We start from the raw sequence: 18,026 nt of genomic DNA, 5'->3' as shown, positions 1-18,026 counted from the left end.
GGGAACGCCATGACACTGCACACCGAACACCTCGACCTCGGCTACGGGCCGCTGCGCGTGGTCAAGGACCTGTCCGTACGCATTCCCGAGGGTCGCGTGACGATGATCGTCGGGACCAACGCGTGCGGGAAGTCGACACTCCTGCGCGGCCTGGCGCGGCTGCTCACGCCGACCGCCGGCGCCGTCTACCTCGACGGCAAGGGCATCACGACGTTGCGCAGCAAGGACGTCGCCACCGTGCTCGGCCTGCTGCCGCAGTCGCCGACCGCGCCCGAGGGCATCACCGTCGCCGACCTCGTCGGCCGCGGCCGCTACCCGCACCAGGGTGTCTTCCGCCGCTGGAGCGACGAGGACGACGACGCCGTCGCGAAGGCGATGCTCGCGACCGACACCGTCGAGCTGGCCGGCCGCGCCGTCGACGAGCTTTCGGGCGGGCAGCGCCAGCGCGTCTGGATCGCCATGGCGCTGGCGCAGCGGACGCCGATGCTGCTGCTCGACGAGCCCACGACGTTCCTCGACATCGCCCACCAGGTCGAGGTCCTCGACCTGCTCTCCGAGCTGAACGCCGAGGACGGCCGCACGATCGTCATCGTCCTGCACGACCTCAACCTGGCCGCCCGCTACGGCGATCACCTGATCGCGATGAAGGACGGCCGGATCGCCGCCGAGGGCGCGCCCGCCGAGATCCTCACCGCCGACCTCGTCGCCGACGTCTTCGGCATGCCCTGCCGCATCATCGAAGACCCCGTTTCCCGCACCCCCATGGTCGTCCCGATCGGCCGCCGGCGGGCCACCCCGGAAGGAAGCCCTCATGAGTCCTAAGTGGACGCGACTGGCCGCCGCGCTCGCGGCCGTCACGCTGCTCGCCGCCTGCGGCCGGCCGGAAAGGCCGAGCACGTCCGGTGTCGGCGACCAGGACGTCGCCACCGGCGGCCGGCTGTTCTCGACCGCGGACACCGAGACCGCGAAGCTCGGCGCGGACGCCGGGCCCGGCGTCTTCCCGCGGACCGTCACGCACGCGCTGGGCAAGACCAAGCTGGAGAAGAAGCCCACGCGGGTCGTGGTGCTCGACAGCGGTGAGCTGGACGACGTCCTCGCGCTCGGCATCACGCCGGTCGGCATGGCCACCAACGCCGGGCAGAACGACGTGCCGGCCTACCTCGCCGGCCGCGCCAAGGGCATCCCGGCGATCGGCGGGGTCAGCAACCTCAACCTCGAGGCGATCGCCGCGCTGAACCCGGACCTGATCCTCGGCAGCAAGCTGCGCGCCAACGACCTCTACCCGCAGCTGTCGAAGATCGCGCCGACGGTGTTCAGCATCCGGCCCGGGTTCCCGTGGAAGGAGAACCTGCTCCTGATCGGCGCTTCGCTGGGGGCGGAGACGCAGGCGACCGGACTGCTGAACGACTACCAGAAGCGCGCCGACGAGGTGAAGGCCGCGGTCAAGGGCACGCCGAAGATCTCGCTGCTGCGGTTCCACTCCACCGGTATCCGGCTCTACGGCAACCTGTCGTTCATCGGCGTCATCCTCAAGGACACCGGTCTGGCACGGCCGGCGAACCAGGACATGAACGAGCTCGCCGCGCAGATCTCGAGAGAACGCATCGACGAGGCCGACGCCGACTGGATCTTCTACTCCAGCCTGGGCGCGGGGCCGGGCGCGGACGAGAAGGCCGTCACGAGCAGCGGGCTGTGGGCCGGGCTGAGCGCGGTCAAGGCGAACCACGCGATCCGGGTCGACGACTCGGTGTGGTTCCTCGGCCTCGGCCCGATCGGGGCGATGCAGGTCCTCGACGACCTGAAGAAGTACCTCGGCTGAGAAGATTCGCGGCGTGCCGGAAACCATCGACGAGATCGACGCGCGCCTGCTGCAGGCGCTGGGGGAGGACCCCCGGTCCACGGCGGTCGCACTGGCCGAGCGGCTGGGCCTGTCCCGCAACACGGTGCAGGCCCGGCTCACGCGGCTGGAGCAGCGCGGGGTGCTCAGGTCGTTCGAGCGCCGCATCGACCCGGCGCGGCTGGGCTACCCGCTGCGGGCGTTCGTCAACGCGCAGGTCGACCAGCGGCGCCTCGCCGAGATCGCGGACGCACTGGCCGAGATCCCCGAGGTCACCGAGGTCTGCGGGCTGACCGGGGCGAGCGACCTGATGGTGCAGGTCGTGGCGGTCGACGCCGACGACCTCTACCGGATCGCCGGGCGCATCCTCGCGTCGCCGGGCGTGGAGCGGACGAACATCTCGCTCGTCATGCGCGAGCTCGTCCCGTACCGGCTGACACCCCTGCTGGAGCGTGCGCATTCTGCGCACCCGGAGGCCTGAGCCGTCCTTCCGTGGTGTGCATTCTGCGCAGTCACGGTGACATCGGTTGTGCGATGCGTCCACTGGTGCTGTCCTGGTGGGCGCTTCCTGCACGAAAGGTGTCGACGATGACCCAGGTCTCCCCGTCCGCTCAGGCGACCGGCACACTCGCCTCGATCGAGCAGCGGGTGCTGTGGCTCGCCACGGCGATCGTGCACCAGGCCAACCGGGTCCGCCCCAACCCGTCCGGGCTCAAGGTCGGCGGGCACCAGGCGTCGTGCGCGTCGCTGGTGTCGATCATGACGTCGCTGTGGTTCCGCCACCTGCGACCCGAGGACCGCGTCTCGGTGAAGCCGCACGCGTCGCCGGTGCTCCACGCGATCAACTACCTGCTCGGCGAGCTGGACGAGGCGTACCTGCCGACGTTGCGCGAGTTCGGCGGGCTGCAGAGCTACCCGAGCCGCGCGAAGGACCCGGACCCGGTGGACTACTCGACCGGCTCGGTCGGCATCGGCGCGACCGCGCCGATCTGGGGCGCGCTGGCCCGCCGTTACCTGACGACGCGGGGCTCTTCCGCCGGTACCGGGCGGCAGTACTCGCTGGTCGGCGACGCCGAGCTGGACGAGGGCGCGATCTGGGAGGCCATCCTCGACCCGGCGGTGGCCGAGCTGGGCGAGATCGTCTGGATCGTCGACCTCAACCGCCAGTCGCTGGACCGCGTCGTGCCGAACATCGCGGCCGGGCGGCTGCAGGGCATGTTCGACGCGGCCGGCTGGCAGGTGCTGACGCTGAAGTACGGGCGGCTGCTGGAGGAGCTGTTCACCCGGCCCGGCGGCGCCGAGCTGCGCGCGCGGATCGACGCGATGCCGAACCCGGAGTACCAGCGGCTGCTGCGGTGTGACGCCGCCCAGCTGCGCGACCGGCTTCCCGCGGGTGACTCCGCACTGGCCGGCTTGGTGGCGTCGCTGGACGACGAGACGCTGCTGGCCGCGATCCGGAACCTCGGCGGCCACGACCTCGGCTCGCTCGACGAAGTCTTCGAGTCCATTTCGGACAGTCGTCCGACCGTCATCTTCGCCTACACCGTCAAGGGCCGCGGCCTGCCGACGCAGGGACATCCGCAGAACCACTCTTCGCTGCTGACCGCTGCGCAGATGGAGGAGCTGGCATCGTCGCTGGGGACGGACCTCGCTTCGCCGTGGGAGGGCTTCGCGGACGGGTCGTCCGAAGCCGCGTTGTGCGCTGAAGTTGCTTCGCGCCTTCGCCGTCCGGACGTCCCTTCGGCGCCTTCGCTGGAGCTGCCGGTCGACATCGGACGTACTCCGTCCGGGACCGCGACTACGCAGGCCGCACTGGGGCGCGTTCTGCTCGACCTGACGCGCGAAGCTCCCGAAGCGGCGAAGCGCGTCGTGACGGTCAGCCCCGATGTCAGCTCGACGACCAACCTCGGCGGCTGGGTCAACAAGGTCGGCGTCTGGTCGGCGACCGAGCGCCGCGACTGGTTCGAGGACGACCCCGAGACGATCATGCACTGGCGGGAGAAGCCCACCGGCCAGCACGTCGAGCTGGGCATCGCCGAGACGAACCTGGTCGGCCTGCTCGGCGAGCTCGGCGCGACCTGGAGCCGCTGGGGCGAGCCGCTGCTGCCGATCGGCGTCATGTACGACCCGTTCGTCGAGCGGGCGCTGGAGCCGTGGTCGTTCGGGATCTACGCGGGCGGGCAGTCGATCCTGATCGGCACGCCGTCCGGCGTCACGCTCGCCCCGGAAGGCGGCGCGCACCAGTCGATCACCACCCCCTCGATCGGCATCGAACAGCCCGGCTGCACCAGCTACGAACCGGCGTTCGCGATCGACACCGAATGGACGCTGCTGGCGGCGCTCGGCCGGCTCGGCAAGCCGGGCGGCACGTCGGCGTACTTCCGGCTCTCGACCCGTCCCGTCGACCAGACCCTGGCCGACGTGCCCGCCGACCCGGCCGCCCGCGAACGCCGTCGCCGTCAGGTCGTCGCGGGCGCGTACCTACTGCGGCGTGCTTCGTCGCCGGCCGTCACGCTGGCCGCGATGGGCGCGCTGGTGCCGGACACCCTGGCGGCGGCCGAGCGGCTGGCCCAGGTCGGCGTCGAGGCCGACGTCGTCTGCGTGACCAGCCCGGGCCTGCTGTTCGAGGCGGCCCAGGCGCGGTCCGGGCAGGGGAGCGCCCAGGCGTGGATCCTCGACCAGGTCTTCCCGGCGTCCCGGGCGCGGCCGCTGGTCACGGTGCTCGACGGCCACCCGCACACGCTGGCGTTCCTCGCCGGGATCAACCGGGTGCCGTCGGTAGCGCTGGGCGTCACGGGCTTCGGCCAGTCGGGGTCGCTCGAGGAGGTCTACCGCTACCACGGCATCAACGCCGACGCGATCATCCGCGCGGCGCTCGACGTGGTCGCCTAGGAGAACGTCGCGCCGGCGAGCATGGTGTTCATCTTGTCGTCCCAGCCGGGGAACGACCCGTACTGGACAACGAGGATCTTGCTCGTCGGCAGCCACCACATGCGGACCTGGTTGTTCTGCGTCTCGTCCTCGCAGGTGACCTGCCAGCGGCCGTACTCGGCCTTCTTCGGGCCGACCGGCGCGAACCCGGACTCGAGCAGGTTGCTGCCGGTGGCCACCGCGGCCTGACCCGGCGGCGAAGCGGCGGTGATGCACGTCGGCACGTCGGTGCCGGTGTACCAGCCGAAGGGCCGCTTCGCGCTCGGGAGGTTGATGGGCGCGTTCGGGTCCGAAGTCGCTTCGCGCAGGTCCAGCAACCGCGCTTCGCAGACGACGGTGCCTTCGCTGATGCACCCGTCGAGCAGGCCGTCGTCAGTGCGAGTGGTGTACTTCGCGCCGACCGGCAGGGCCACGTGCAGGGTCCCGACGACGAGCTGCGGCCCCGCGGCCTTCGTCACCGTCGGCACGGGCTGCGCCTGCCCCGCGGTCGACGTGCTGCAGGCCGCAGCGCTCAACACGGCCGCGACGGCCACGACGATGTGCCGGAAGGACACGGGCTCACCTCTTTCGTCCGCCCTTGGACTCACGAACGCCCCTCCCGGTTTCGCCCGTGACCTGGGGTACACCCGGCCAGGGTGGCCCGGGCGCGGCCGGAGGGCGCGTGGGACACTGGCTAGGTTATGACTGCCCTTCCCCTCGTCTTCGACGCGCCCAAGCGTGGCTTGCCGCCGCGCCACCTCGCCGACCTCTCGGCTGCCGAGCGGGCCGCCGCGGTGGCCGAGCTGGGGGAGAAGCCCTTCCGCGCGAAGCAGCTGTCGAACCACTACTTCTCGCGCCTGACGGTCGACCCGGCGGAGATGACCGACATCCCGGCGGCTTCGCGCTCCCGGCTCGTCGAGTCGTTGATGCCGACGTTGCTGACCGAGGTCCGCGCGCTGGAGGCCGACAAGGGCGCGACGCGCAAGACGCTCTGGCGCGCGCACGACGGCACGCTCCTGGAGAGCGTCCTGATGCGCTACCCGGACCGCGCGACGCTGTGCATTTCGAGCCAGGCCGGCTGCGGCATGGCGTGCCCGTTCTGCGCGACCGGCCAGGGTGGCCTCGACCGCAACCTGTCGACGGCGGAGATCGTGGACCAGGTCCGCTCGGCCGCGGCGGTCATGCGCGACGGCACGATGCCGGGTGGGCCCGGCCGGCTGTCCAACATCGTTTTCATGGGCATGGGTGAGCCCCTGGCCAACTACAAGCGCGTGGTGGCGGCGGTCCGGCGCATCACCGATCCGGCTCCGGGCGGGCTGGGCATCGGGCAGCGGTCGGTGACGGTGTCGACGGTGGGTCTGGCGCCGGCGATCCGGAAGCTGGCGGACGAGAAGATGCAGGTGCGGCTGGCGGTGTCGTTGCACACGCCGGACGACGAGCTGCGGGACACGCTGGTGCCGGTGAACGAGCGGTGGTCGGTGGACGAGGTCCTGTCGGCGGCGCGGTACTACGCCGACACCTCCGGGCGCCGGGTCTCGATCGAATACGCGCTCATTCGGGACATCAACGACCAGCCGTGGCGGGCGGAGCTGCTGGCGAAGCGGTTGCGTAAGCACCTGGGTCAGCTGGTGCACGTGAACGTCATTCCGCTGAACCCGACGCCGGGGTCGAAGTGGGACGCGTCGCCGAAGCCGGTGGAGCGGGAGTTCGTGCGGCTGGTCAACGCCGGCGGAGTAGCCTGCACGGTGCGGGACACCCGGGGCCAGGATATCGCGGCTGCCTGTGGTCAGCTGGCTGCTGAAGGCTGATTTTGTTCGTTTCGATGTTGGAGAGTTCGTCGTGATGTATGCCCCCAGCCTGCTGGACCCGGCTGCGGACGAGCTTCGGCTCGGGGACGTGTGCGGTCGCGGCGCTACTGAGGTGGCGCGCGAGGCGCGGACGTTGTTGGGTGAGCGGTTCAGCTCGGTGACGTTCATGTACGTGTTGATGCGGGCGTTCGAGGTCGAGTACACCGCGGCGTGTGACGCGTCGCGGTGGCACGAGTTCCACGGTGGCCCGCGGGCGCTGTCGGATGCTGACCTGGAGAAGCTGCTCGCTCCGTGGCTCGCCGGCTGACCATCGTGGAGCCAGGCCAGCGGTGAGTTGGCACGGCAGCGGCCAACTACTGCGGGCCGATCCGTCGCCGGCATCACCCGGCGCCGCTTGTGCATAGGCCCATCGATGGTGCGGCTCATTCGCTGCACCGTGATTCAGCGATTCGCGATGCTCGAGGACGGTTGCGACGCCAAATCTCGGCGGAAGCGACCGCGCTGGATGATGCCGCCATCGCTTTGGGTGACAGCGAGCGCGCGCCAAGTGGCGTGACCCGTCATCAAGGCGGTCGTCAAGGTGTACTACCAGGCGCAGGAAGCCTTCGTGACACGGCAGGGCTGAACAACGAGCGCTTCGTGCAGCCTGCCCGGTGTCAGTTCGGGGCCGTGCCGCCGAGCGCGAGCAGGTGCTCGGCGTTGTGGTGCGCGATTTTCGCCCTGTCCGCCTCGGAGATGGTCGCCTCCTCGAGGAAAGCTGCCGCCCCGTCGTTGCCGATGAACGGGTAGTCGACGGCGTGGAGAATCCGGTCGGCGCCGACGGTGTCGATGCAGTACCGCAGCTGGGCGTGGCTGAACATGCCGCTCGGAGTGATGAAGACGTTGTCGGCGAAGTATTCGCGGAACGTCCGGTCGAGTCCCGTGATCCGTGGGGGAAGGGCCTCGTCGATCCGGTCGAGGTAGAACGGGATCATCTCGCCCCAATGCCCCAGGATGAACTGCAGATCCGGGTAGCGGTCGAGGACGCCGGAAAGGGTCAAGTGGAGGAAGTGGACCGCGGTTTCCTGGTGCCAGCCCCAGGCCGCGGTCTGCAGCCGGGCGGTGACCTGGGGCGAGAGGCCGTCGTAGTTTTCCGCGCTCGTCGCTCGCGGCGGTGGGGCCGGGTGCAGGTAGAGGGGGACGCCCAGCTCCGCCGCGGTGCGCAGGATGGGATCGAACCGTGGCCGGTCGAGGAACTCGTCGTCGGTGCGGCCCATGATCATGGTGCCGACGAAGTCCAGTTCGGAGACGCAGCGCCGCAGTTCCCCGGCGGCGATCTCGGGCACGGCTGTGGGCAACGCGGCGAACGCGGAGAACCGGCCGGGGAAGCTGCGCATCGCCTCGGCAGCGCGGTCGTTCGCGGCGCGAGTCAGCGCCGGGGCGACGTCGGGTGGCAGGAACGCGGTTTGGCACGAGAGCACCTGCATCGTGATGCCGGTGCGATCCATGTCCGCCACCCGTGCCGCGCCGATGTCCGCCAGGACTTCTGAGGACGGCGCGTACGGCAGCCCGCTGCCGGCGGCGTATGCGGTGGCGAAACCCGGGCTCAGCTCAAGAATTTTCTTCGCCGACAGCGCCGTGATCGCCGGCTCGGCGAAGTGCTCCTCGAGGGTGATGATGCGCATGGAAGGCCTCTGACTCGTGCGACGGGAAAGGTGACCCCCCGGATCCTCCGCTGCCGACCCATGCGGCGTCGGTTCCCCAGCTGGCGAGCAGGCGCAGCGCTTCTTCCGAGGGGGAGGCGGGTTCCGCGTGGTAGATCGACAAGGCTTGGTCCTGGTCGCCGGGGAGGCTGAACGTTTCGTAGTGGACGGTCAGCGGCCCGACGAGCGGGTGCTGAAGCCGCATCGTGTCGTGGGTCTTCCGCTTGACGTCGTGGGCGGCCCACATGGTGCGGAAGTCGTCGCTCTTGACCGACAGCTCGCCGACCAGTTCGGCCAGCAGGGGGTCGTCCGGGTGCCGGCCGGAGTCCAGCCGCAGTTGGCCGACGACGTCGGCGGCCTTTCTGCGCCAGTCGGGGAACAGGTCGCGGGACGCGGGGTCGAGGAAGACGATCCGGGCCCAGTTGCGGTCCCGCGGGTCGCGGGCGGCCCAGTCGCCGAAGAGTGCAGAGGCTGTCCGATTCCAGGCGAGGACGTCCGTACGGCGGCCCCAGACGTAGGCGGGCACGCTCTCCATCGCGCTCAGCATCTGCAGGAGCACCGGCCGCACGTGTTGACGTTGGGGCGCGGAACGCCGCCTCGGCCCGGGCTTCGTGAGGTGCAGCAGGTGGGCGTGCTCCGTCTCCGAGAGCTTGAGAGCGGACGAAATCGCGTTCAGCACTTCCAGCGAGACGTTGCGGCCGTTGCCCTGCTCCAGACGCGTGTAGTACGCGACGGAGACGCCGGCGAGCTGAGCCAGCTCTTCCCGCCGCAAACCCGGCACCCGGCGACGACGGCCGTACTCGGGCAGCCCGACGTCGGAGGGCTGCAGCCGGGCCCGGCGGCTGCGCAGGAACTCGCTCAGCTCCGCGCGCGGGTCGACCGGCGCGATCACGGGATCGGGAGGGGTGGCCATGTCTCCAGTATCGCGCGGGAACCGCCCCCGAGCCTGTCCTTGGCAGTAGCAGGCAGCGACGACGCCCGTCCGGGTGTCACCCGTCGTCCCGCACGGGCCACCGCTTCCACACCGCGACGTGCAGGATCACCGCGGTGCTCAGCGCGTTGAGCATGACGTGCGTGGTCCAGCTCCACTCGCGCGCGGCGGGCACGTCGAGCGCCCGCGCGAGCTTGGGCAGCAGCCACACCAGCAGTGCGGTGAGGATCAGCTCGATCGCCACGGCGAGGGTGCGGCCGGGTGCGGGGGTCAGCCGGATCGCCGGCCAGGCCTCGAACAGCATGGTCACCAGCAGGACGCAGCCGACGGCGGTCCCGGCGGTCGCGGTGATCCGGACCCCTGGCCAGCCGAGGACGCCGGCGGCGAGCAGGTAGGCGCCCCACCCGCAGGCGACCACGACGACGTTGCCGAGCATCAGCCGCAGCCGCGTCCGGCCGATCCGCGCGAACGGCCAGCCGCGCAGCGCGACCCAGAAGAGCATCTGCCACGCGCCGATCGAGGTGAACCAAGCGCCGTACTCCTCGGATTCGATCGCGTGTGAGTGCACCACGGCCAGCCAGGCGACGAGGCCGAGCACCCAGCACAGCGCCACGGCCGTGAGCCCGGCCGGAAGGCGGCCGAGCCGGTTCAGGGGCCGGCGTTCGCAGACCAGGGTGAGCTGCAGGACGATCGTGAAGATGCTGCCGGACAGCGAGTTCGCGGCCGGATCGAGGCCGGGGTGTTCCGCGCTCGGCGCGAACACCCCGATCAGGTCAGGTCCGTGGACGATGAGCTGGCCCAGCGCGGCCAGCACCAGGCCGCCGGCCACGACGAGGGCGGTGTCGGTCGGGCCAGACCAGGGTCGCGGGAGCAGCGTGCCGGGCCAGTCCTCCCACCAGAACGCGACCACCGCCATGATCGGCAGCGCGAAGATGATCAGCGGTCCGAAAAGGACCAGCGAGTGGTGGGCTCCGCCCGCGCCGACGGACAGCAGCACCGTCACGGGGACGACGAACGCCAGGCCGATCAGCCCCCGCCGCGGCTGGTGGCTTCGGGCATCGGCCAGCGCGGCCGGGCTGAGCGCGTCCGGCCGGCTGACCGCCGGTCTGTCCTCAGAGGACATCTTCGAGCCGGATCGGCAGCCGGCGCACGCGGCGGCCGGTCGCGTGGAAGACGGCGTTCGCGATGGCGGCCGCCGAGCCGACCATGGCGACCTCGCCGGCGCCCTTCATGCCGACCGGGTTGAACGTCAGGTCGGGTTCGTCGATGAAGTCGACCTCGATCCGGTGGATGTCCGCGTTCACCGGCACGGGGTACTCCTCGAGCGTGGTGTTGAGGAAGCCACCGAACCGCTCGTCCACGGCGCTTTCCTCGCGCAGCGCCTCGCCGATGCCCCACACCACGCCGCCGCGGACCTGGCTCGCCGCGGTGACCGGGCTGGCCACCCGGCCGCAGTCCACGACGGAGACGACACGCGGCACGCGGATGCGCCGCGTGGTCGGCTCGACGCGGACTTCGACGAAGTGCGCCACCCAGCTGAACGTGACGAACTCGGGGTAGACAGGGCCGGCGAAGGCGAGTAGGCCGCCGCTGAGCCGGTCGAGGGCCGGCCGGCCCTGGCCGGGTGCAACGACGGCGGACTCGGCGCACACCTCGGGCTCGCCCTTGGCCCGGACCGCGGCCGAGATGTCCACGTCGCCCGAACCGGCGACGTCGAGGGCCTTCCGCAGCTCGTCGAGGGCGGCCTGGACCGCCGACAGCGCGCTCGCGGTGCCCCAGGAACCGGCCGTGAGGTGCTGCGGGGCGACGCGGGTGTCGCCGACCTCGACCACCACCCGGTGCACCGGCACGCCCAGGTCGCGCGCGACGAGCAGCGCGATGGCCGAGCGGATGCCCTGGCCCATCTCGTGCCCGCCGGCGGCGACGGTGACGGTGCCGTCCTCCCTCGCCGTCACGTGCGCGATGTTCGGGACCATCCCACCCGGGTAGCAGCCGGCCGCCACACCCCAGCCGATGAGCGAACCGTCGTCGGCGACCATCGAGCCCGGTTCCGGGGAGCGGTTCTCCCAGCCGAAGCGGGCCGCGCCACGCCGCAGGCACTCGGCCAGGTGCCGGCCGGAGAACGGCAGGCCGGTGACCGGGTCGACGGCGGCGTCGTTGGCCAGCCGCAGCTGTACCGGGTCGCGGCCGGTCGCGTGCGCCAGTTCGTCCACGGCGGACTCGAACGCGAACATGGCCGGGCTCTCGAACGGCGACCGCATGAACCCGGGGGTCTGCACGTCGGTGCGCACGAGGCTCTGCCGGCCGCGGAACGCCGGCGTCGCGTAGAGCCGGGACGAGACGTCCGTCGCCAAGGAGATGAACAGGTCGTGGCGCGAAGTCTGCTGGTCGACCTCGTGGATCGCGGCGAGGAGCTGCCCGTTCTCGTCCGCGCCCAGGTGCACCCGGTGCACCGAGTTCGGCCGGAAGCTGCCGACGTGGAAGGTCTGGGGCCGGGGCACCACCATCTTGACCGGCCGGCCGAGCCGGCGCGACGCGACCGCGATCGGCCCGAGGTGGCCGTACAGGGAGTTCTTGTTGCCGAACCCGCCGCCGAGGTAGGGGGAGCTGACTTCCACGTCGGCGGGGTCCAGGCCGAGCTGGGTGGCCAGGCCGAACCGGACCGCGTCCGCGTTCTGCGTGCTGTCGTTCACGATCAGCTTGCCGTCGTCCCAGTGCACGACGGTGGCGAACGGCTCCATCGGCACCGGGTGCTGCGGCGGGTGCTCGTAAGTTTCGGCGATCCGCACCGGACTGGCTTCGAAGGCCGCGTCCGCGTCGCCGACGTGGATGTCGGCCAGGTCCGGGACGGGGATCGCCTGTTCCTGCAGCACGGTCTCGGCGCCTTCCGCACCGATCTTGACCGTGAACGGCTCCGTTTTGTACTCGGCCGTGATCGCCAGCGCGGCTTCGGTCGCGGCGACCAGGTTGTCGGCGACGACCAGCGCGATCGGCTGGCCGCGGTAGGCGATGTGGTCGTCGCGCAGCGGCTGCAGGCTCTGCACCGCATAGCCGTTGGCCATGAGGAAGCCGACGTCGCGCAGATCGTCCGGGCCGAACTTCGTGATCACCAGGCGGACGCCGGGCACCGCTTCGGCCGCGGCCGTGTCGACGCGAATGATGCGTCCCTTGCCGATCCGCGCGGTGGCGTAGGCCGCGTAGGCGATCCCGTCGGGCACGCGGTCGGCGGCGTAGCGGGCGCGGCCGGTGACCTTCTCGAGGGCGTCGACGCGGCGGGTGTCCGGCTCTTCGGTGGCGGTCATCGGACGGCTCGCTCTCCGGCGGTGCGCAGCGCGTCGGCGACGGTGCGGATGCCCAGTTCGACGCGGAATCCGTTGGCGGCACCGGGTCGTGCCCCCGCGAACGCGACCTCCCCCGCGTGCCGGGTCGCCTCTGGAGTCAGCCGCCGTCCGAGCAAAGCCTGTTCGGCCTCGGTGGCCCGCCACGGCCGGGTCGCGACCCCGCCGAGCCCGATCCGGCACTCGTCGACGAAGCCGTCGGCGTCGAAGGTCAGGCCGACGGCCGCCGACGCCAGGGCGAACGCGTAGGACTCGCGGTCGCGGATCTTGAGGTAGGTGGAGCCGCGCCCGGCCGGCGTCGCGGGCACGCGGATGCGGACGATGAGCTCGTCCGGCTCGAGGACGTGTTCGCGGGCCGGGTCGTCGCCGGGCTCGACGTGCAGCTCGGCCAGCGGAAGACTGCGTTCCCCGCGGGGCCCGGCGACGTCCACCACGGCGTCGAAGGCGATCAGCGCGATGGCGAAGTCGCCGGCGTAGGTGGCGACGCACGAGCCGCTGCCGCCGAGGAGGGCGTGGCCGCGGTCGTGCCCGCCGATGGCCGCGCAGCCGCTGCCGGGCTCCCGCTTGTTGCACGGGAATTCCGAGCCGTTGCGGAAGTACGCGCACCGGGTGCGCTGCAACAGGTTTCCGCCGACGGTCGCCATTGTCCGCAGCTGTTGCGACGCGGCACGCCACAACGACTCGGACAGCCCGGGGTAGTCCGTGCGGATCGCCGGGTGATCGGCCACGTCCGCCATGCGCGCCCCGGACCCGAAGACCAGTTCGTCCTCGCCGACCTCGATGGTGTTCAGCTCGGCGAGCCGGTGCACGTCGATGACCGCGGGCGGGGTTTCGATGTCCAGCTTCATCAGGTCGTAGAGCGTGGTGCCGCCGGCAAGGATCTTCGTCCCGGGCCGCGCGGTGCGCAGCGCGTCGAGGGTGGCGGCCAGGGTTTTCGTTGCGGTGTAGGTGAAAGCGTGCATCACGTCACGACCCGTCCACGGTCTGGCGTACCGCGGCCACGATTCCCACGTACGCGCCGCAGCGGCAGATGTTGCCGCTGAGGTACTCGCGGATCTCGTCGTCGGTACGGGTGTGCCCCTCGGCGATGCAGGCGATGCCGGACATGATCTGGCCGGGGGTGCAGTAGCCGCACTGCAGCGCGTCGTTGTCGATGAACGCCTGCTGGAGCGGGTGCAGGCCGCCGTCGTCACCGGTGACACCCTCGATGGTCGTCACCGCCTGGCCGTCGACCTGGACGGCGGGGGTCAGGCAGGACAGCACGCGCCGGCCGTCCACGTGGACCGTGCACGCGCCGCAGTGGCCCTGGTCGCAGCCCTTCTTCGTGCCGGTCAGCGCGAGCCGCTCGCGCAGCACGTCGAGCAGCGATTCCCGCGGGTCCGGTCTGAGCCGGACGGCGCGGCCGTTGACCGAGCAGGCCAGCGGGTGCGTCGAGTCGTTCGTGGACATACGGCGACGGTAGGAGGTGACGTCGGGCCGCGCTTTCGCCTGGTTGCGGTTCTTCGTTCGGTTTCTTGCGGGTCGCCCGACCCTGTCCCTGCCGGTGGTAGGCATGCGGGAGGTAGGACGAACGGATGCCTGGCTGACACCGCAGTTCCGAAGCAGGCTTGATCTTGTCTCACGGTCGCGAAGAAACAGGAGATGGTGATGAGTTTTCGGTCGATCAACCCGGCCACCGGCGAAGTGGTGAAGGAATACCAGCTGCAGTCGGACGCGGAAGTGTTCGCGGCGCTGGAAAAGGCGGACCGGCTCTACCGCGAGGACTGGAAGTTCCGGCCCGTTGCGGACCGGGCTCGCATCGTCGGGCGAGCCGCGCAGATCCTGCGCGATAAGCGCGACGAATACGTCGAGTACCTGACGCTGGAAATGGGGAAGGTGACCCGGTTCGGCTACTTCGAAGTCGACCTCGTGGCCGATATCCTGGACTACTACGCCGAGCAGGGCGAGGAATTCCTCGCGGAACAGCAGCTTCCCGGTGAACCCGGAGCGAAGCTGGTCACCGAACCCATCGGGGTCATCCTGGCCATCGAGCCGTGGAACTTCCCCTACTACCAGCTGGCCCGGGTGGCCGCGTCCCAGCTCGTGGCCGGCAACGTGGTCCTGCTGAAGCACGCCGAAAGCGTGCCGCAGAGCGCACTGGCGTTCGCGCGGCTGTTCGAGGAGGCGGGTGCCCCGGAAGGGGCGTACACGAACCTCTTCTGCAGCATCGAGCAGATCGCCGCGCTGGTCGACGACTTCCGCGTGCGCGGGGTCACCCTGACCGGCAGTGAACGGGCCGGGACGGCAGTGGGGGAGCGCGCCGGCCGCAACCTCAAGAAGGCGGTGCTGGAACTGGGCGGCAGCGACCCCGCGCTCATCCTGCCGGGCGCGCCGCTGGACCACGCGGTCGAGCAGGTCGTGATGGGCCGGACGTACAACTCGGGGCAGGGCTGCGTCAACATCAAGCGCGTGATCGTGGTCGGCCGGGACCGCGGCCAGGAAATGCTTGCGGCGTTGAAGGAACGCTTCGCCGAGATCAAGGTGGGCGACCCGAAGGACCCGGACACCCTGGTCGGCCCCCTGTCGAGTGAACGCGCGCTGGACGTGCTGCTCGGCCAGATCGCGGAGACGAAGGCCGGGGGAGCGCGCATCGTGCACGGCGGCCACCGGGTGGATCGCCCGGGGTTCTACCTCGAGCCGACGATCATCACCGACATCGACGAGACGAACCCCCTCTACCAGGAGGAGGCGTTCGGCCCCGTACTGTCCTTCTACGTCGTGGACAGCGAGCAGGAAGCGATCCGGCTGGCGAACGCCACCCGGTTCGGGCTGGGCAGCTACGTCTTCGACGCCGACGTGGAGCACGCCCAGGAGGTGGCGGCGCGGCTCGAGGCCGGGATGGTGTACATCAACTCGTGCTTCGTCGATTCGCCGAGCCTTCCGTTCGGCGGGGTCAAGAACTCCGGCTTCGGGCGTGAACTGTCCGAACTGGGCATCGGGGAGTTCTTGAACCGCAAGCTGGTGCGTGTCGCGCAGTGACGCGGTGCGGGGGACGGGCGGGAACACCGCCTGTCCCCGGCAGTGGTAGGCACGCGGTGCGTAGGCAAAGCGTGGGTCTGGGTAACCCGCCACCGCCGGCGCACCTTGGGAGCATGACCGAAACACTTACCCGAGGCGCGCCCGCGGTGACCCGCGGCCGCCTTCCGCACGCCGCGTTGTCCGGCCTCTTCCTGGCCGGGTTCATCAGCATTCTCACCGAATGCCTGCCGGCCGGTCTGCTGCCGGAGATCAGCCGGACGCTGGGCACCGACGTCGCGCTCACCGGCCAGATCGTGACGATCTACGCGCTGGCCACGGCGCTGGCGGCGATCCCGTTCTCGCGCGTCACCTCGGCGTGGCCCCGCCGGAACGTGCTGCTGCTGGCGCTCGGCACCGTCGCGGTCGCGAACGTGCTGACCGCGGTGTCCACCGGCTACACCCTGACCATGGTGATCCGGTTCGCCGCCGGCCTGGGCACCGGGCTGATCTGGCCGCTGCTGGGCGGGTACGCCGCCCGGCTCGCGCCCGACGGCCGGCAGGGCCGCGCCATCGCCATCGCGCTCGCCGGCACTCCGCTGGGCCTGGCGCTCGGCATTCCGCTAGGCACCTGGCTCAGCGGCTTCGGCGGCTGGCAGACCGCGTTCTGGGCCTCGGTCGCGCTGATCGGGCTGACCATGGTGTGGGTGCTCACGACGCTGCCGAACCTGCCGGGACAGCAGGTGACGGACCGCTTCACCGTCCGGCAGGTCCTGGTGCTCCCCGGCCTGCGCACGATCCTGTTCGCCCTGACCGCGTACATGGTCGCGCACAACATCCTCTACACCTACATCACGGACTTCCTCGGCTCCGCCGGCATGGCGAGCCAGGCCGGCTGGGTGCTGTTCGCCTTCGGCGTCACGTCCGTGTTGAGCGTGGTCGTGGTCGGCTCCCACATCGACCGCCACCTCCGCAAGCTGGTCGTCGGGAGCACGGTGCTGTTCGCGGCGAGCGTGCTGGTGCTGGCGGTGCTCTCCGGGGTGCCTGCGCTGGTGTACCTGGCCGCGGCGGCCTGGGGCCTGGCGTTCGGCAGCTCGCCGAGCCTGTTCGTCGGCGCGGCGATCACCGCGACGAAGGAGGCGTCGGACGTCGCCCAGTCGATCACCATCACGGTGTTCTCCACGTCCATCGCCCTCGGTGGGTTCCTCGGGGGACTGCTGGTCGCGGACCTGGGCGCCTCGTCACTCACCTGGGCCTCGCTGGTCCTGCTGGCCGCGGCGGCCGCCGCGGTCTTCGGCGGAAAGCGTCATGCCTTCCCGCAAAAAGCCAAGTGAAGAAGGAGAACCGGAAATGAGCAGCACCGAAACAAGGTCCGGGCACTGTCTGTGCGGCGCGGTCGGCTACCGCTTCGACAGGGAGCCTGAAGCCGTCGTCCTGTGCCACTGCGACGACTGCCAGCGCCACACCGGCTCGGCCTTCTCGCTCAATGTCCTGGTGGCGAGGGACGCGGTCGAGATCAGCGGAACTCCCAGGTCGTACCAGACCAAGGGAACCGAGAACGGCGAGCTCCGGGACAGGTTGTTCTGCGGGGACTGCGGAACCCCGATCCTCACGATCCTCCACGAACGGCCCGAACTGATCATCGTCAAGGGCGGCACGCTCGACGACCGCAGCGGCCTCGAACCGGCCGCCGAGGTGTGGTCGCGGCGGGCGCAGGACTGGATCACCCCTGACCGCGGCCGGCCCCGGTTCGCGGGTGACGCGCCCTAGGCGTCGATGTTCCGGCGCGTGGTCCGGTAGGTGCTCGGCGACACCCCGGTCTCGCGCCGGAACGCCGTCGTCAGCCGGGCGGGTGAACTGAAGCCGCACAGCTCGGCGACGTCGGTGACGGACAGATCACCGCGTTCGAGGTGGTGCCGGGCCCGGTTGACGCGGACGGTGGTGAGGAACTGGTGCGGGGTTCGGCCGGTCGCCAGCTTGAACACACGGAGGAAGTGGAACGGGCTGAGCGTGGCCACCGCCGCGATGTCGGTGAGCGTGAGCGCCCGGTGGTGGTTGTCGTGGATGTACGAGATGGCCCGGCGGACGCGCAGGTCCTCGCCCCGGACCGGACGCTGGGCGAGCGGCGGGCCGTACCGGGTCGCCAGGTGCGCGGCCAGGTAGGCCCCGGCGGTTTCCGCGTAGAGCGGGTCGGCGCCGGCCAGCGCGGCTTCGCCGAGCCCGCCGGCCACTGCGGCCAGCAGCGAGTCGTCGAGGGTCGGCGCGTCCGGCCAGCCGAGCCGCGCGGCGGCCGCTCCGTAAAGCTCGGCCGCGGTGCGCTCGAGCAGGCCCGCGGGCAGGAACACGTGCGTGGTCGAGAACCGGTCCGGCTCGCGCCAGCGCAGCCGGACCGGCCGGGGGGGGGGGGGGGCCCCCCCCCCCCCCCCCCGGGGGTTTGGGGGGGGGGGGCCCCCCCCCCCCCCCCCCGGCCAAAATTATGGGGGTGGCCGCCTACCCCCAGAAGGGGGGGTGGGCCCCGGGCACCCA

At 71.0% G+C, this 18,026-nt stretch carries 17 protein-coding genes; 9 read left to right on the top strand and 8 right to left on the bottom strand.

Annotated elements, in window-relative coordinates; all coding sequences use genetic code 11:
• Positions 1-9 precede the first annotated feature (9 nt).
• From ACIA5G_RS27325 to ACIA5G_RS27310, 4 genes are all read left to right on the top strand, one after another.
• Entirely contained in the window at positions 10-822 is an 813-nt protein-coding gene (locus ACIA5G_RS27325) for an ABC transporter ATP-binding protein (protein WP_395928083.1), read from the top strand.
• Positions 812-1,819 carry an ABC transporter substrate-binding protein gene (locus ACIA5G_RS27320; RefSeq protein ID WP_395928081.1) on the top strand — a complete coding sequence of 336 codons (1,008 nt, stop codon included), beginning with the start codon at positions 812-814 and terminating at the stop codon, positions 1,817-1,819. The genes ACIA5G_RS27325 and ACIA5G_RS27320 overlap by 11 nt, the downstream gene beginning before the upstream one ends.
• 13 nt (positions 1,820-1,832) lie before the next feature.
• Complete coding sequence (locus tag ACIA5G_RS27315; RefSeq protein WP_395928079.1) at positions 1,833-2,318, top strand: Lrp/AsnC family transcriptional regulator; 486 nt, start codon at positions 1,833-1,835, stop codon at positions 2,316-2,318.
• 107 nt (positions 2,319-2,425) lie between these two features.
• Positions 2,426-4,729: a transketolase-like TK C-terminal-containing protein gene (locus ACIA5G_RS27310; RefSeq protein ID WP_395928077.1), complete on the top strand. Its 2,304-nt coding sequence runs from the start codon at positions 2,426-2,428 to the stop codon at positions 4,727-4,729.
• Here ACIA5G_RS27310 and ACIA5G_RS27305 read toward each other — a convergent pair.
• On the bottom strand, positions 4,726-5,322 hold the full coding sequence (locus ACIA5G_RS27305) for a hypothetical protein (RefSeq protein ID WP_395928075.1): 597 nt from the start codon (positions 5,320-5,322) through the stop codon (positions 4,726-4,728). The genes ACIA5G_RS27310 and ACIA5G_RS27305 overlap by 4 nt on opposite strands.
• A gap of 126 nt (positions 5,323-5,448) precedes the next feature.
• On the opposite strand from ACIA5G_RS27305, the gene rlmN reads away from it, so the two are divergent.
• Positions 5,449-6,555, top strand: a complete 1,107-nt coding sequence (rlmN, locus tag ACIA5G_RS27300) for a 23S rRNA (adenine(2503)-C(2))-methyltransferase RlmN (protein WP_395928073.1) — start codon at positions 5,449-5,451, stop codon at positions 6,553-6,555.
• A 34-nt stretch (positions 6,556-6,589) separates the two neighbouring features.
• Positions 6,590-6,862: a hypothetical protein gene (locus tag ACIA5G_RS27295; protein ID WP_395929235.1), complete on the top strand. Its 273-nt coding sequence runs from the start codon at positions 6,590-6,592 to the stop codon at positions 6,860-6,862.
• A 349-nt stretch (positions 6,863-7,211) separates the two neighbouring features.
• Here ACIA5G_RS27295 and ACIA5G_RS27290 read toward each other — a convergent pair whose 3' ends face one another.
• The 6 genes from ACIA5G_RS27290 to ACIA5G_RS27265 form a co-directional block, all read right to left on the bottom strand.
• Positions 7,212-8,219, bottom strand: a complete 1,008-nt coding sequence (locus tag ACIA5G_RS27290) for an amidohydrolase family protein (RefSeq protein ID WP_395928071.1) — start codon at positions 8,217-8,219, stop codon at positions 7,212-7,214.
• Entirely contained in the window at positions 8,146-9,150 is a 1,005-nt protein-coding gene (locus ACIA5G_RS27285) for a helix-turn-helix domain-containing protein (protein WP_395928069.1), read from the bottom strand. Before ACIA5G_RS27285 ends, ACIA5G_RS27290 begins: the two co-directional genes overlap by 74 nt.
• A 76-nt stretch (positions 9,151-9,226) precedes the next feature.
• Positions 9,227-10,291, bottom strand: coding sequence for a hypothetical protein (locus tag ACIA5G_RS27280; RefSeq protein WP_395928067.1), 1,065 nt, complete (start codon positions 10,289-10,291; stop codon positions 9,227-9,229).
• On the bottom strand, positions 10,281-12,470 hold the full coding sequence (locus ACIA5G_RS27275; protein WP_395928065.1) for a xanthine dehydrogenase family protein molybdopterin-binding subunit: 2,190 nt from the start codon (positions 12,468-12,470) through the stop codon (positions 10,281-10,283). Before ACIA5G_RS27275 ends, ACIA5G_RS27280 begins: the two co-directional genes overlap by 11 nt.
• Positions 12,467-13,468, bottom strand: coding sequence for an FAD binding domain-containing protein (locus ACIA5G_RS27270; RefSeq protein ID WP_395928063.1), 1,002 nt, complete (start codon positions 13,466-13,468; stop codon positions 12,467-12,469). The genes ACIA5G_RS27275 and ACIA5G_RS27270 overlap by 4 nt, the downstream gene beginning before the upstream one ends.
• 4 nt (positions 13,469-13,472) lie before the next feature.
• Entirely contained in the window at positions 13,473-13,955 is a 483-nt protein-coding gene (locus tag ACIA5G_RS27265; RefSeq protein WP_395928061.1) for a (2Fe-2S)-binding protein, read from the bottom strand.
• A gap of 198 nt (positions 13,956-14,153) precedes the next feature.
• Between ACIA5G_RS27265 and ACIA5G_RS27260 the strand changes: the two genes are divergently transcribed.
• From ACIA5G_RS27260 to ACIA5G_RS27250, 3 genes are all read left to right on the top strand, one after another.
• A complete protein-coding gene (locus tag ACIA5G_RS27260; protein WP_395928059.1) occupies positions 14,154-15,524 on the top strand; it encodes an NAD-dependent succinate-semialdehyde dehydrogenase in 1,371 nt (456 codons plus the stop codon).
• A gap of 113 nt (positions 15,525-15,637) precedes the next feature.
• Entirely contained in the window at positions 15,638-16,834 is a 1,197-nt protein-coding gene (locus ACIA5G_RS27255) for an MFS transporter (protein ID WP_395928057.1), read from the top strand.
• Between the two features lie 16 nt (positions 16,835-16,850).
• Positions 16,851-17,270, top strand: a complete 420-nt coding sequence (locus ACIA5G_RS27250) for a GFA family protein (protein ID WP_395928055.1) — start codon at positions 16,851-16,853, stop codon at positions 17,268-17,270.
• On the opposite strand, the gene ACIA5G_RS27245 is transcribed toward ACIA5G_RS27250, so the two are convergent.
• Entirely contained in the window at positions 17,267-17,845 is a 579-nt protein-coding gene (locus ACIA5G_RS27245; protein WP_395928053.1) for a helix-turn-helix domain-containing protein, read from the bottom strand. The two genes, ACIA5G_RS27250 and ACIA5G_RS27245, sit on opposite strands and share 4 nt — an antisense overlap.
• Positions 17,846-18,026 lie beyond the last annotated feature (181 nt).

It is taken from the genome of Amycolatopsis sp. NPDC051758 (assembly GCF_044453095.1).
Lineage (GTDB): Bacteria > Actinomycetota > Actinomycetes > Mycobacteriales > Pseudonocardiaceae > Amycolatopsis.
The sequence above is the reverse complement of the archived record's forward strand: the minus strand, read 5'-3'. Positions and strand labels throughout refer to the sequence as shown.

What these genes read in the sequence shown, in the direction of transcription:
- ACIA5G_RS27325 (WP_395928083.1), top strand. Translation starts at nt 10, where the DNA reads ATGACACTGCACACCGAACACCTCGACCTCGGCTACGGGCCGCTGCGC.
- ACIA5G_RS27320 (WP_395928081.1), top strand. Translation starts at nt 812, where the DNA reads ATGAGTCCTAAGTGGACGCGACTGGCCGCCGCGCTCGCGGCCGTCACG.
- ACIA5G_RS27310 (WP_395928077.1), top strand. Translation starts at nt 2,426, where the DNA reads ATGACCCAGGTCTCCCCGTCCGCTCAGGCGACCGGCACACTCGCCTCG.
- rlmN (WP_395928073.1), top strand. Translation starts at nt 5,449, where the DNA reads ATGACTGCCCTTCCCCTCGTCTTCGACGCGCCCAAGCGTGGCTTGCCG.
- ACIA5G_RS27295 (WP_395929235.1), top strand. Translation starts at nt 6,590, where the DNA reads ATGTATGCCCCCAGCCTGCTGGACCCGGCTGCGGACGAGCTTCGGCTC.
- ACIA5G_RS27290 (WP_395928071.1), bottom strand. Translation starts at nt 8,219, where the DNA reads ATGCGCATCATCACCCTCGAGGAGCACTTCGCCGAGCCGGCGATCACG.
- ACIA5G_RS27285 (WP_395928069.1), bottom strand. Translation starts at nt 9,150, where the DNA reads ATGGCCACCCCTCCCGATCCCGTGATCGCGCCGGTCGACCCGCGCGCG.
- ACIA5G_RS27280 (WP_395928067.1), bottom strand. Translation starts at nt 10,291, where the DNA reads ATGTCCTCTGAGGACAGACCGGCGGTCAGCCGGCCGGACGCGCTCAGC.
- ACIA5G_RS27275 (WP_395928065.1), bottom strand. Translation starts at nt 12,470, where the DNA reads ATGACCGCCACCGAAGAGCCGGACACCCGCCGCGTCGACGCCCTCGAG.
- ACIA5G_RS27270 (WP_395928063.1), bottom strand. Translation starts at nt 13,468, where the DNA reads ATGCACGCTTTCACCTACACCGCAACGAAAACCCTGGCCGCCACCCTC.
- ACIA5G_RS27265 (WP_395928061.1), bottom strand. Translation starts at nt 13,955, where the DNA reads ATGTCCACGAACGACTCGACGCACCCGCTGGCCTGCTCGGTCAACGGC.
- ACIA5G_RS27260 (WP_395928059.1), top strand. Translation starts at nt 14,154, where the DNA reads ATGAGTTTTCGGTCGATCAACCCGGCCACCGGCGAAGTGGTGAAGGAA.
- ACIA5G_RS27255 (WP_395928057.1), top strand. Translation starts at nt 15,638, where the DNA reads ATGACCGAAACACTTACCCGAGGCGCGCCCGCGGTGACCCGCGGCCGC.
- ACIA5G_RS27250 (WP_395928055.1), top strand. Translation starts at nt 16,851, where the DNA reads ATGAGCAGCACCGAAACAAGGTCCGGGCACTGTCTGTGCGGCGCGGTC.